This window comes from Pseudomonas trivialis, assembly GCF_036864995.1.
Taxonomy (GTDB): domain Bacteria; phylum Pseudomonadota; class Gammaproteobacteria; order Pseudomonadales; family Pseudomonadaceae; genus Aquipseudomonas; species Aquipseudomonas trivialis.
Genome location: NZ_CP142151.1, coordinates 303,151 through 319,371 on the forward strand (window position 1 = coordinate 303,151; position 16,221 = coordinate 319,371).

Sequence of the window (16,221 nt, forward strand, 5' to 3'; positions counted from 1 at the left end):
TAGGGCCGGTCTCCTTGATGGATGCCCCCTGAACGGTATTTCGGAGATTTTTTATGAGCAGCGTTGCGGTCGTCAAAAGCATTGTCGGTCAAGTGTTTGCGGTATCCCCAGAAGGGATTCGTCGCCTGCTTGTAGAAGGTGATCGCCTGTTCGCCGGGGAGCAGGTCGACACCGGCCCCGCTGGCTCCGTGTCGCTGGAGCTTGCCGATGGCCGCGTGATCGACCTGGGCCGCGACAGCCAGTGGAGCGCTGACGCGCCTGACTCGTCCACCGACCTGAGCGCCGCCACTGCCCAAGCCGCACCGTCCGTTGCCGAGTTGCAGCAAGCCATCGCCGCCGGCGCCGACCCGACCCAGGACCTTGAAGCCACCGCCGCCGGCCCGAGCGCTGCTGGTGCAGACGGTGCCGTCGGGGGCGGGCACAGCTTCGTGGTGCTGGACGCGACCGCAGGCGTGGTCGACCCCACCATCGGCTATCCGACCAACGGCCTCAACGCTGCGGATGCCGGCGCTGCGCCGCTCACCGCCGGCAACAATAACAACGGCGCCACTGCGCAAAACGTCACCGTCACCCTGACCGCCACGCCGACCATCACTGAAGCCGGTGGCGTGGTGGTTTACACCGCATTCGCCACCCAGGCTCCGACCAGCGACCTCACCGTTACCTTGTCCAACGGCCTGGCCGTAGTGATCGCGGCCGGTCAGACCTCCGGCGCGCTGAACGTCACCTTCGCCGGCAATGACACGCCGTACCTGGATGCCTCGTCGATCTCCGCCACCATCGCCGGCACTTCCGGCGGCGGCAACGTGGTCGTCACCACGGACCCGACGCCTGCGGTGACGCAAGTCAACGACACCATCGACACCACCACCGTGACACTCACCGCCGCTGCCTCGGTGGATGAGGGTGGCAAGATCGTCTACACCGCCACGGTGACCAACGCCGCGCAGACCGACGTCACCGTCACGCTGTCCAACAACACCACCATCACCATTGAAGCCGGCAAAACCACCGGCACCGTCAGCGTCGACACGCCGGCGAACCTGGCCGATGGCAAGGACCTGACCGTCAGCGCGAGCATCACCGCCGCTAGCGGTGGCAACTACGAGAACCTCGCGATCAACCCGCAAGCGGCGACCACCACGGTGATCGCTGTCGATAACCCGAGCGTGCTGGTGGCCGACACCGCCACCCTCGCCGAAGATGGCGTTGCCTCCGGCAACGTGCTGAGCAATGACAGCGATATTGACAATGTGCTGTCGGTTGCCACCTTCAATGTGGGCGGCACCACCTTCAACGCCGGCCAGACCGCGACCATTGCCGGCGTGGGCAGCATCACCATCGGCGCCGATGGCGCGTACACCTTCACCCCGGTCAAGGATTTCAACGGTGATGTGCCGCAAATCGGCTACACCACCAACACCGGCTCGAGCAGCACGCTGAATGTGAACGTGGTGGCGGTTGATGACGCGAGCGTGTTGAAAGCGGACACCAGCACGGTGCAGGAAGATAACGTTGCCACTGGCAATGTGCTTTCGAATGATGTCGACGTCGACAACGTACTGACTGTTGCCACCTTCAATGTAGGCGGCACCACCTATAACGCTGGCCAGACCGCAACTATTGTTGGCGTTGGCTCAATTACTATCGGTGCCGACGGCGCGTACACCTTCACCCCGGTCAAAGACTTCAACGGTGACGTGCCACAAATTGGCTACACCACCAACACCGGTTCGAGCAGCACGCTGGATGTGAAGATCGACGCGGTTGATGACGCGAGCGTCCTCAAGGCGGACACCGGCAGTGCGCTTGAAGACAACGTTGCCAGCGGCAACGTGTTGAGCAACGACGTTGACGTCGACAACGTGTTGAGCGTTGCGACCTTCAATGTCGGCGGCACTACGTATAACGCTGGTCAGACTGCCGTGATCGCGGGCGTTGGCTCAATCACCATCGGTGCAGACGGCGCGTACAGCTTCACCCCCGTCAAAGACTTCAACGGCGACGTGCCACAAATTGGCTACACCACCAACACGGGCTCCAGTAGCACGCTGGATTTGAAGATCGATGCTGTTGATGACGCAAGCGTCCTCAAGGCTGATACCGGCAGTGCGCTTGAAGACAGCGTTGCCACCGGCAACGTGCTGAGCAACGACGTCGATATAGACAACACCCTGACTGTTGCCACGTTCAATGTGGGCGGCACCACCTATACCGCTGGCCAGACCGCAACCATCGCAGGTGTGGGAGCTATCACTATCGGCGCTGATGGCGCCTATACCTTCACACCTGTTAAAGACTTCAACGGTGACGTGCCGCAAATCGGCTACACCACCAACACCGGCTCAAGCAGCACGCTGGACGTAAAAATCGACGCAGTTGATGACGCGAGCGTCCTTAAAGCAGATACCGGCAGCGCCCTGGAAGACAATGTCGCCACCGGCAACGTATTGAGCAACGACGTTGATGTGGACAATGTGTTGACCGTTGCGACCTTCAGCGTCAACGGCACCAGTTATAACGCAGGCCAAACCGCGATCATCGCGGGCGTCGGCTCAATCACCATCGGTGCCGACGGCGCCTACGCCTTCACGCCAGTCAAAGACTTCAACGGTGACGTGCCACAAATTGGCTACACCACCAACACGGGCTCCAGCAGTACGCTGGACGTGAAGATCGACGCAGTTGATGACGCGAGCGTCCTTAAAGCAGATACCGTCAGCGCCCTGGAAGACAACGTCGCTACCGGCAATGTGCTGAGCAACGACGTCGATGTGGACAACGTGTTGAGCGTTGCGACCTTCAGCGTCAACGGCACCAGCTACAACGCAGGCCAGACCGCGATCATCGCGGGCGTCGGCTCAATCACCATCGGTGCCGACGGCGCCTACGCCTTCACGCCAGTCAAAGACTTCAACGGTGACGTGCCACAAATTGGCTACACCACCAACACGGGCTCCAGCAGTACGCTGGACGTGAAGATCGACGCAGTTGATGACGCGAGCGTCCTTAAAGCAGATACCGTCAGCGCCCTGGAAGACAACGTCGCTACCGGCAATGTGCTGAGCAACGACGTCGATGTGGACAACGTGTTGAGCGTTGCGACCTTCAGCGTCAACGGCACCAGCTACAACGCAGGCCAGGCCGCGATCATCGCGGGCGTCGGCTCAATCACCATCGGTGCCGACGGCGCCTATGCTTTCACGCCGGTAAAAGACTTCAACGGCGACGTGCCGCAAATTGGTTACACCACCAACACGGGCTCCAGCAGCACGCTGGACGTGAAGATCGACGCAGTTGATGACGCGAGCGTCCTTAAAGCAGATACCGGCAGCGCCCTGGAAGACAACGTTGCTACCGGCAATGTGTTGAGCAACGACGTGGACGTCGACAACGTACTGACTGTTGCCACCTTCAATGTGGGCGGCACCACCTATAACGCTGGCCAGACCGCAACCATTACAGGCGTTGGCTCAATCACCATCGGTGCCGACGGCGCCTACGCCTTCACGCCAGTCAAAGACTTCAACGGTGATGTGCCACAAATCGGCTACACCACCAACACGGGTTCGAGCAGCACGCTGGATGTGAAGATCGACGCGGTTGATGACGCGAGCGTCCTTAAAGCAGATACCGGCAGCGCCCTGGAAGACAACGTTGCTACCGGCAATGTGTTGAGCAACGACGTGGACGTCGACAACGTACTGACTGTTGCCACGTTCAATGTCGGTGGCACCAATTACGCCGCCGGCCAAACAGCTGTGATCGTGGGCGTGGGTAGCATCACTATCGGCGCTGACGGCGCCTATGCCTTCACCCCCGTTAAAGACTTCAACGGTGACGTGCCACAAATCGGCTACACCACCAACACCGGTTCGAGCAGCACGTTGGATGTGAAGATCGACGCCGTAGATGACGCCAGCGTCCTCAAAGCGGACACCGGTAGCGCCCTGGAAGACAATGTCGCCACCGGCAACGTATTGAGCAACGACGTTGATGTGGACAATGTGTTGACCGTTGCGACCTTCAGCGTCAACGGCACCAGTTATAACGCAGGCCAAACCGCGATCATCGCGGGCGTCGGCTCAATCACCATCGGTGCAGACGGCGCGTACGCCTTCACTCCGGTTAAAGACTTCAACGGTGACGTGCCACAAATTGGCTACACCACCAACACGGGCTCCAGCAGTACGCTGGACGTGAAGATCGACGCAGTTGATGACGCGAGCGTCCTTAAAGCAGATACCGTCAGCGCGTTGGAAGACAACGTTGCTACCGGCAATGTGCTGAGCAACGACGTTGACGTCGACAACGTACTGAGCGTTGCGACCTTCAATGTCGGCGGCACTACGTATACCGCAGGCCAGACCGCAACCATCGCGGGCGTCGGCTCAATCACCATCGGTGCTGACGGCGCGTACACCTTCACCCCGGTCAAAGACTTCAACGGCGACGTGCCGCAAATCAGCTACACCACCAACACCGGTTCGAGCAGCACGCTGGACGTGAAAATCGATGCGGTTGATGACGCGAGCGTCCTCAAGGCCGATACCGGCAGCGCGTTGGAAGACAATGTTGCCATCGGCAATGTGCTCTCGAATGATGTCGACGTTGATAACGTACTCACTGTCGCCACGTTCAGTGTGGGTGGTACGAGCTATAACGCCGGCCAGACCGCAATCATCGCAGGCGTTGGCTCGATCACCATCGGTGCCGACGGCGCCTATGCTTTCACGCCAGCAAAAGATTTCAACGGTGACGTGCCGCAAATCGGCTACACCACCAACACGGGCTCCAGCAGCACCCTGGACGTGAAGATTGACGCTGTAGATGACGCGAGCGTCCTCAAAGCCGATACCGGTAGCGCCCTGGAAGATAACGTTGTCACTGGCAACGTCCTTTCGAATGACATCGACGTCGACAACGTATTGAGCGTTGCGACCTTCAGCGTCAACGGCACCAGCTACAACGCAGGCCAGACCGCGATCATCGCGGGCGTCGGTTCAATCACTATCGGTGCCGACGGCGCCTATGCCTTTACCCCCGTTAAAGACTTCAACGGCGACGTGCCGCAAATTGGTTACACCACCAACACCGGCTCCAGCAGCACGCTGGATGTGAAGATCGACGCTGTTGATGACGCGAGCGTCCTCAAGGCAGACACCGGTAGCGCCCTGGAAGATAACGTTGCCACCGGCAACGTCCTTTCGAATGACGTCGATGTAGACAACACACTGACTGTTGCCACCTTCAATGTGGGCGGTACCACCTATAACGCTGGCCAAACTGCAACCATTGCAGGTGTCGGCGCTATCACTATTGGTGCAGACGGCGCGTACGCCTTCACTCCGGTTAAAGACTTCAACGGTGACGTACCGCAAATCGGCTACACCACCAACACGGGTTCGAGCAGCACGCTGGACGTGAAGATCGATGCTGTTGATGACGCGAGCGTCCTCAAAGCCGACACCGGTAGTGCGCTGGAAGACAACGTTGCTACCGGCAATGTGTTGAGCAACGACGTGGACGTCGACAACGTACTGACTGTTGCCACCTTCAATGTAGGCGGCACCACCTATAACGCTGGCCAGACCGCAACCATTGCAGGCGTTGGCTCAATCACCATCGGTGCCGACGGCGCCTACGCTTTCACGCCGGTCAAAGACTTCAACGGCGACGTGCCGCAAATTGGCTACACCACCAACACGGGCTCCAGCAGCACGCTGGACGTGAAGATTGACGCTGTAGATGACGCGAGCGTCCTCAAAGCCGATACCGGTAGCGCCCTGGAAGATAACGTTGCTACCGGCAATGTGCTGAGCAACGACGTCGATGTGGATAGCACGCTGACTGTTGCCACCTTCAATGTGGGCGGCACCAACTATAACGCTGGCCAGACCGCAACCATTGCAGGCGTTGGCTCAATCACCATCGGTGCCGACGGCGCCTACGCCTTCACGCCAGTCAAAGACTTCAACGGTGACGTACCGCAGATTGGTTACACCACCAACACCGGTTCGAGCAGCACGCTGGACGTGAAGATCGACGCCGTAGATGACGCAAGCGTCCTCAAAGCAGATACCGGCAGTGCGCTGGAAGACAACGTTGCTAGCGGCAACGTGCTGAGCAACGACGTGGACGTCGACAACGTACTGACTGTTGCCACGTTCAACGTCGGTGGCACCAGTTACGCCGCCGACCAGACGGCCGTGATTGCGGGCGTGGGCAGCATCGCCATTGGGGCTGATGGCGCGTATGCATTCACCCCGGTTAAAGACTTCAACGGTGACGTACCGCAGATTGGTTACACCACCAACACCGGTTCGAGCAGCACGCTGGACGTGAAAATTGACGCGGTCGATGACGCAAGCGTCCTCAAGGCTGATACCGGCAGTGCGCTTGAAGATAACGTTGCCACCGGCAATGTGCTGAGCAACGACGTTGACGTCGACAACGTGTTGAGCGTTGCGACCTTCAGCGTCAACGGCACCAGCTACAACGCAGGCCAGACCGCGATCATCGCGGGCGTTGGCTCAATCACCATCGGTGCAGACGGCGCCTATGCTTTCACGCCAGTAAAAGACTTCAACGGTGACGTGCCGCAAATCGGCTACACCACCAACACGGGCTCCAGCAGCACCCTGGACGTGAAAATTGACGCGGTTGATGACGCGAGCGTGTTGAAAGCAGATACCGGCAGCGCCCTGGAAGACAACGTTGCCACCGGCAACGTGCTCTCAAATGACGTCGATGTGGATAACGTCTTAAGCGTTGCGACCTTCAACGTCGGCGGCACCACGTATACCGCAGGTCAAACCGCGACCGTCGCGGGCGTTGGTTCAATCACCATCGGCGCCGACGGCGCCTACGCGTTCACGCCTGTTAAAGACTTTAATGGTGACGTGCCTCAAATCGGCTACACAACCAACACCGGTTCGAGCAGCACGTTGGATGTGAAAATCGACGCGGTTGATGACGCGAGCGTCCTTAAAGCAGATACCGGCAGCGCCTTGGAAGACAGCGTTGCTACCGGCAATGTGCTGAGCAACGACGTTGACGTCGACAACGTACTGAGCGTTGCGACCTTCAACGTAGGTGGCACCAGTTACGCCGCCGGTCAGACAGCCGTGATCGTGGGCGTGGGTAGCATCACTATCGGCGCTGACGGCGCCTATGCCTTTACCCCCGTTAAAGACTTCAACGGTGACGTACCGCAGATTGGTTACACCACCAACACCGGTTCGAGCAGCACGCTAGACGTGAAGATCGACGCGGTTGATGACGCGAGCGTCCTCAAAGCCGATACCGGTAGCGCCCTGGAAGATAACGTTGCCACTGGCAACGTTCTTTCGAATGACATCGACGTCGACAACGTGTTGAGCGTTGCGACCTTCAGCGTCAACGGCACCAGCTACAACGCAGGCCAGACCGCGATCATCGCGGGCGTCGGTTCAATCACCATTGGGGCTGATGGCGCGTATGCATTCACCCCCGTCAAAGACTTCAACGGTGATGTGCCGCAAATCGGTTACACCACCAACACCGGCTCGAGCAGCACCCTGGATGTGAAGATCGACGCGGTTGATGACGCAAGCATCCTCAAGGCCGATACCGGCAGCGCCTTGGAAGATAACGTTGCCACCGGCAATGTCCTTTCGAATGACGTGGACGTCGACAACGTACTGACCGTTGCGACCTTCAGCGTAGGTGGGGCCACTTACAACGCCGGCCAGACTGCTGTTATCGCGAACGTTGGCTCAATCACCATCGGCACCGACGGCGTCTACGCCTTCACTCCGGTAAAAGACTTCAACGGCGACGTGCCGCAAATTGGTTACACCACCAACACGGGCTCCAGTAGCACGCTGGATGTGAAGATCGACGCCGTAGATGACGTAAGCGTCCTCAAAGCGGACACCGGTAGTGCGCTTGAAGATAACGTCGCCACTGGCAATGTGCTGAGCAACGACGTTGACGTCGACAACGTGTTGAGCGTCGCGACCTTCAACGTAGGTGGAACCACTTACAACGCCGGCCAGACTGCTGTCATCGCGAACGTTGGCTCAATCACCATCGGCACCGACGGCGCCTACGCCTTCACTCCGGTAAAAGACTTCAACGGCGACGTGCCGCAAATCGGCTACACCACCAACACCGGTTCGAGCAGCACGCTGGACGTGAAGATCGACGCGGTTGATGACGCGAGCGTCCTCAAGGCCGATACCGGCAGTGCGCTTGAAGATAACGTAGCCACCGGCAACGTGCTGAGCAACGACGTCGACGTAGACAACACCCTGACTGTTGCCACGTTCAATGTCGGTGGAACCACTTACAACGCCGGCCAGACCGCTGTTATTGCAGGCGTTGGCTCTATCACCATCGGTGCAGACGGCGCCTATGCCTTCACGCCGGTCAAAGACTTCAACGGCGACGTGCCGCAAATCGGCTACACCACCAACACGGGCTCCAGCAGCACGCTGGACGTGAAGATTGACGCTGTAGATGACGCGAGCGTCCTCAAAGCGGACACCGGTAGCGCGCTGGAAGACAACGTTGCTACCGGCAATGTGCTGAGCAACGACGTCGACGTCGACAACACCCTGACTGTTGCCACGTTCAATGTCGGTGGAACCACTTACAACGCCGGCCAGACCGCTGTTATTGCAGGCGTTGGCTCTATCACCATCGGTGCAGACGGCGCCTATGCCTTCACGCCGGTCAAAGACTTCAACGGCGACGTGCCGCAAATCGGCTACACCACCAACACGGGCTCCAGCAGCACGCTGGACGTGAAGATTGACGCTGTAGATGACGCGAGCGTCCTCAAAGCGGACACCGGTAGCGCGCTGGAAGACAACGTTGCTACCGGCAATGTGCTGAGCAACGATGTTGATGTGGACAATGTGTTGACCGTTGCGACGTTCAGCGTCAACGGCACCACCTATAACGCTGGCCAGACCGCAACCATTGCAGGCGTTGGCTCAATCACCATCGGTGCCGACGGCGCGTACGCCTTCACCCCGGTCAAAGACTTCAACGGTGACGTGCCGCAAATCGGCTACACCACCAACACCGGTTCGAGCAGCACGCTGGATGTGAAGATCGATGCTGTAGATGACGCAAGCGTCCTCAAGGCCGATACCGGCAGTGCGCTGGAAGACAGCGTTGCCACCGGCAACGTGCTGAGCAACGATGTCGATGTGGATAATGTGTTGAACGTTGCGACCTTCAACGTCGGCGGCACCACGTATACTGCAGGTCAAACCGCGACCATCGCTGGTGTTGGCTCAATCACCATCGGTGCCGACGGCGCCTATGCTTTCACGCCAGTAAAAGATTTCAACGGTGACGTGCCGCAAATCGGCTACACCACCAACACGGGCTCCAGCAGCACCCTGGACGTGAAGATTGACGCTGTAGATGACGCGAGCGTCCTCAAAGCCGATACCGGTAGCGCCCTGGAAGATAACGTTGCCACTGGCAACGTCCTTTCGAATGACGTGGACGTCGACAACGTACTGACCGTTGCGACCTTCAGCGTAGGTGGGGCCACTTACAACGCCGGCCAGACTGCTGTTATCGCGAACGTTGGCTCAATCACCATCGGTACCGACGGCGCCTACGCCTTCACGCCGGTCAAAGACTTCAACGGTGACGTGCCGCAAATCGGCTACACCACCAACACGGGCTCCAGTAGCACGCTGGATGTGAAGATTGACGCGGTTGATGACGCAAGCGTTCTCAAAGCGGATACCGGCAGCGCTCTGGAAGATAACGTCGCCACCGGCAATGTGTTGAGCAACGACGTTGACGTCGACAACGTGTTGAGCGTTGCGACCTTCAATGTCGGCGGCACTACGTATACCGCAGGCCAGACCGCAACCATCGTGGGCGTCGGCTCAATCACCATCGGTGCTGACGGCGCGTACAGCTTCACCCCGGTCAAAGACTTCAACGGTGACGTGCCGCAAATCGGCTACACCACCAACACCGGTTCGAGCAGCACGCTGGACGTGAAGATCGATGCTGTTGATGACGCGAGTGTGTTGAAAGCCGACACTGGTAGCGCGCTGGAAGATAACGTTGCCACTGGCAATGTGCTTTCGAATGATGTCGATGTGGATAACGTACTGACAGTCGCCACGTTCAACGTGGGTGGCACCAGTTACGCCTCCGACCAGACGGCCGTGATTGCGGGTGTGGGCAGCATCACTATCGGCGCTGACGGCGCCTATGCCTTCACCCCAGTAAAAGACTTCAACGGTGACGTGCCGCAAATCGGCTACACCACCAACACCGGTTCGAGCAGCACGCTGGACGTGAAGATCGACGCGGTTGATGACGCAAGCGTCCTCAAAGCGGACACCGGTAGCGCAATGGAAGACAACGTCGCTTCCGGCAATGTGCTGAGCAACGACGTCGATGTGGATAACGTGTTGAGCGTTGCGACCTTCAACGTCGGCGGCACCACATACACCGCAGGTCAAACCGCGACCATTGTAGGCGTTGGTTCAATCACCATCGGCGCCGACGGCGCGTACGCCTTCACCCCAGTCAAAGACTTCAACGGCGATGTTCCGCAAATCGGCTACACCACCAACACCGGTTCCAGTAGCACCCTGGATGTGAAGATCGACGCGGTTGATGACGCAAGCGTCCTCAAAGCCGACACCGGTAGCGCATTGGAAGATCATGTTGCGAAAGGCAACGTGCTATCGAATGACGTCGACGTGGATAACGTACTGACAGTCGCTACGTTCAACGTAGGTGGCACCAGTTACGCCGCCGGCCAAACAGCTGTGATTGCAGGCGTTGGCTCTATCACCATCGGTACCGACGGCGCCTACGCCTTCACGCCGGTCAAAGACTTCAACGGTGACGTGCCGCAAATCGGCTACACCACCAACACGGGCTCCAGCAGCACGCTGGACGTGAAGATCGACGCCGTAGATGACGCCAGCGTCCTCAAAGCCGACACCGGCAGCGCCCTGGAAGACAAAGTCGCCACCGGCAATGTGCTGAGCAACGACGTCGATGTCGATAACGTCCTGAGCGTAGCCACCTTCAACGTCGGAACCGCTAGCTACACTGCCGGCCAAACCGCCGTCATCACCGGCGTGGGCTCTATTACCATCAGCGCCAACGGCGCCTACACCTTCACCCCGGTCAAAGACTTCAACGGCGATGTGCCGCAAATCGGCTACACCACCAACACCGGCTCCAGCAGCACGCTGAACGTGAATATCGTGGCAGTCAATGACGCACCGGTCGCCATTGCTACCAACGCAACCGGTGCCGAAGACCCAACCAGCGGCATCGCGGTCAAGCTGAGCGCGACCGATGTAGACGGCCTGGCGAACGTTAAATCGTTCAGCGTGGGTACACCGAGCAACGGCACGTTCTACACCGACGCGGCGATGACCACCAAGGTGACCGGCCCGATCACCGCGAGCAATGGCGAGGCGACCGTTTACTTCAAGCCAGCCACCGACTTCAACGGCACGGTGAACTTCACCTACACCGCCACCGACAGCGGTAACGCTGACGGCAGCAACGTGCTGACCTCACCAGCGGTCAACGGCACCATCACCGTGACCCCGGTCAACGACGCACCGGTCGCCATTGCAACCACCGCAACCGGTGCCGAAGACCCAACCAGCGGCATCGCGGTCAAGCTGAGCGCGACCGATGTAGACGGCCTGGCGAACGTTAAATCGTTCAGCGTGGGTACACCGAGCAACGGCACGTTCTACACCGACGCGGCGATGACCACCAAGGTGACCGGCCCGATCACCGCCAGCAATGGCGAGGCCACCGTTTACTTCAAGCTAGCCACCGACTTCAACGGCACGGTGAACTTCACCTACACCGCCACCGACAGTGGCAACGCTGACGGCAGCAACGTGCTGACCTCGCCAGCCGTCAACGGCACCATCACCGTGACCCCGGTCAACGACGCGCCGGTTGCCATCGCAACCACCGCAACCGGTGCCGAAGACCCAACCAGCGGCATCGCGGTCAAGCTGAGCGCGACCGATGTAGACGGCCTGGCGAACGTTAAATCGTTCAGCGTGGGTACACCGAGCAACGGCACGTTCTACACCGACGCAGCCATGACCACCAAAGTGACCGGCCCGATCACCGCCAGCAATGGCGAGGCGACCGTCTACTTCAAGCCAGCCACCGACTTCAACGGCACGGTGAAATTCACCTACACCGCCACCGACAGCGGTAACGCTGACGGCAGCAACGTGCTGACCTCACCAGCCGTCAACGGCACCATCACCGTGACCCCGGTCAACGACGCGCCGGTTGCCATCGCAACCACCGCAACCGGTGCCGAAGACCCAACCAGCGGCATCGCGGTCAAGCTGAGCGCGACCGATGTAGATGGCCTGGCGAACGTAAAATCCTTCAGCGTGGGCACGCCGAGCAACGGCACCTTCTACACCGACGCGGCGATGACCACCAAAGTGACCGGCCCGATCACCGCGAGCAATGGCGAGGCGACCGTTTACTTCAAGCCAGCCACCGACTTCAACGGCACGGTGAACTTCACCTACACCGCCACCGACAGCGGTAACGCTGACGGCAGCAACGTGCTGACCTCACCAGCGGTCAACGGCACCATCACCATTACGCCGGTCAACGACGCGCCCACGGCCACCAACGGCAACATCGCCAGCAACGAAGACACCCCGGTCGAACTGAGCTGGGCCACCTTTGGCGTCAACGATGTGGACTCCGCCAACCCGAAAGTGGTGTTCACCAGCCTGCCTGCCGGCGCCATTGAGTACAAAGTCAACGGCGTGTGGACGCAACTGACCACCGCTGACCTGAAAACCGATACCTCGGCCGGCAAGGCGTTCAGCCAGGCTGACTTCGACAGCCACAACGTGCGCTACACCCCGGCCGCCAACGAGTCGGGCGATAACAGCTTCGGCGGCACCGGTGTGGGCAACAAGCAAAGCGACTACACCCAGCTCAAGTTCCAGGCCTACGACGGCAGCGCCTACAGCGACACCAAAATCATCACCGTGGATATTCACCCGGTGACGGACGTGCCGGTGGTAAGCCTCAGCCAATATGGCGCGGTGCCAACCGGTTTGACCCTGCAGACCTGGACCGGCGGCACGCTGGCCAAGGACCTGGGCAACAGCGGCAACGGCGTTGCGCTGTCCAGCGACCTGATCCGCGTGATCGACGCCAAGACCGCTGCCACCGCAATCTCCACGGGAGTGGTCAGCAGCGTCAGCAACAGTAATGTGGCGGAGGGGACGGCGACCAAAGTCTCCGGCCTGATCTACCTGGAAGCCGGCAAGAGCTACAGCTTCACCGGCACTGCCGATGACAGCCTGGCAATCACCGTGGGCGGCAAGCTGGTGGCCAGCGAGACCTGGAGCAAACAGGGCGGCACGATTACCGGCACGGCGTACACGCCGACCGAGTCGGGTTACTACACCCTCGACATCTACCACTACAACCAGGCCGCCGCAGGCAACTACGACATCAATGTGTCGATCAACAACGGCCCGTCGATGTCGCTGGGCAACAGCGGCGTGCAGACCTACACCGGCGTGGACGCCTTGAAGGCCGCAGGTGCGGTGCTGGGCGACAGCCATGTGGTCAATGGCGAAGGCTACTACACCGGCTACGTCTACAACCGTGGGCTGGAAGACACCACCATCAAGGTCGCGCCGATCACCACCACGTTCGTCGATAACGACGGCTCGGAATCCCACAAGGTGGAAATCAGCGGCTTGCCGGTCGGCACCGTAATCACCGACGGCACCAGCGGTCACAGCTTCACCTCGACCGGCGCTACCGCGTTCTACGATGTGAGCACCTGGAACCTGAAAACCCTGACGGTCACCCCGTTCAAGGACTCGACGGCCAGCTTCGACCTGACCGTGAAAGCCACGGCCACCGAACTGAGTACCAGCGTTGCGCAAGTCACCACCGGCAAAGTGAGCATCGTGGTCACTGCGGTCAACGACGCCCCGACCCTGGACCTGAGCACGGCCGACGGCGCGGTCGCCACCGGCTTCGCCGCCACTTATAACGAACGCAGCACCAGCGGCGTGGCGATTACCGGCAGCGTGGCCATCGGCGACGTCGACAGCAGCCAGATGCAGAGCGCGAGCATCACCCTCAAAAACGCCAGTGCCGGGGATCAACTGACCTCCAGCCTGGTGACAGTGGGCGGCACCTACAAAGGCATCACCCTGACCAGCGTCGGCACCGACGTCAGCGGCAAGATCATGCTGAGCCTGTCGGGCGCGGCGGATGCGGCGACCTACAAGGCGCTGCTTGAATCGTTCCAATACTCCAGCACCAGCAAGTACCCGGCTACGGGCGACCGCACCATCGAGGTCTCGGTGATGGACAACGAAGGCGGCAACAGCCTGAGTTCCAGCATCGCCACCAGCACCATCACGGTAACGCCGCAGGCCTACCTGGTGACTGAAGGCACTGGCGTGGCCGATGTCATCAACTTGAGCAGCTCGTCGGTCAACAACGTGGTGGTCGGCGACAAGGCCGGCGTGGTCACCCAGGGCAGCAACTACAACATTGCCTTCCTGGTCGACACCTCGGGCAGCATCGGCAGCAGTGCGATGAACTCGATCAAGAGCCAACTGGCGAGCGTGTTCAATACCTTGATTGCCAATGCCGGCAATAAAGACTCGGGTGTGGTGAAAGTGCTGCTGGTCGATTTCGACACGCAGGTGCAGGCGCAGGTCTCGGTCAACCTGGCCGACAAGGACGCTGCCAAAGCGGCCTTGCAGGCGGTCTTGACCCAGATGACCTCCAACTCCAGCGACCTGACCAACTACCAGGATGCGTTCGACGCGGCCACCAACTGGTTCAAGAGCAGCGACGCCACCAGTAACAAGGGCGCGACCAACCTCACCTACTTCATTACCGACGGCTCGCCGAACGTATTTACCGAAGTGCACGGCAACCCTTACCTGGGCACGACCAGCACGTTCTGGGGCTCGAACGTTTACTTCGACAGCGTGGTCAACAGCTCCAACTACGTGTTGGGCCAGGGCAGCGCGGTCTACACCACCATCAACGGCTGGTCGCGGATGATTGTCGACGGCGATGGCAAGGTTTACTCCTACAACGGCTGGGGCCAGGCGATCTATGAAGGCACCGTGGTCGCCAACGCCAAGGGCGGCTTTGACGTGGCGGCGGTCTATCAGGACTCCGACACCGCGCTGGCCAGCGCCAAGGCGGCCTATGCCAACCTGGTCAACGCGGTGGACAGCAAAGTCGTGGTCGAGGCCATCGGCCTGGGGTCGAGCATCGATACCACGGTGCTCAAGCAGTTCGACACCGACAAGGTGGTTGCCACCATCGACACGGCGAAGCTGGCCGATGCCATCACCGGCCACACCGCCGATGCGGGCGCCGACAACCTCACCGGCGGTTCGGCCAACGACATCCTGTTCGGCGACCTGATCACCTACAAAGGCCAGGAAGGCAGCGCCGCGCTCAAGGCCTTTGCCGCCGAGAAACTGGCCACCACCGTCGACCACATCGACGACCGCACCTTGCACCAGTACATCACCGAGCACGTGCAGGACATCGGCGCACTGGCCAACGCGTCGAACATCTACGGCACCAAGGATGGCAACGACACGCTGATCGGCAACGCCGGCAACGACATTCTGTTCGGCCAGGGCGGCAACGACAGCCTCTCCGGCGGCGCCGGCAATGACGTCCTGGTGGGCGGCAAGGGCGATGACGTGCTCAGCGGCGGTGCGGGTGCCGATACCTTCGTGTGGCTCAAAGGTGACACCAACACCAGCGGCGGCTTCGATCGCATCACCGACTTCAAGCACGGCGAAGGCGACAAGCTGGACCTGTCCGACTTGCTGCAAGGCAATAACGACAACAACCTGTCCAACTACCTGAAGCTGACCACCGATGCGTCGGGCACCTCGACGCTGAGCGTCAGCAGCGCGGGCACGTTCACCGCCTCGGGCGGCGGCACGGCCGATGTCACGATCAAGGTCGACGGCGCCAGCTGGGGCAGTGGCAGCGCCGCGATCAATAACCTGATCGCCGGTGGCGACCTGACCGTCAAGCATCACGACTGATCACCCGGGCGGCACCCATCCATAAGGATTGGCGCCGCCGGGCATCAGCTTCGGGAAAATCTGTGTAATCTCTGTGGGCGCCGTGCGCGATGCCTGCAGGGATTTTTTATTGGGA

1 protein-coding gene is annotated in these 16,221 nt (G+C 60.2%); it reads left to right on the forward strand.

The genetic code is table 11. From position 1 onward, the window contains the following. Positions 1-53: 53 nt before the first annotated feature. On the forward strand, positions 54-16,106 hold the full coding sequence (locus tag VRB54_RS01345; RefSeq protein WP_338479233.1) for an Ig-like domain-containing protein: 16,053 nt from the start codon (positions 54-56) through the stop codon (positions 16,104-16,106). Positions 16,107-16,221: the final 115 nt, after the last annotated feature.

What these genes read in the sequence shown, in the direction of transcription:
- VRB54_RS01345 (WP_338479233.1), top strand. Translation starts at nt 54, where the DNA reads ATGAGCAGCGTTGCGGTCGTCAAAAGCATTGTCGGTCAAGTGTTTGCG.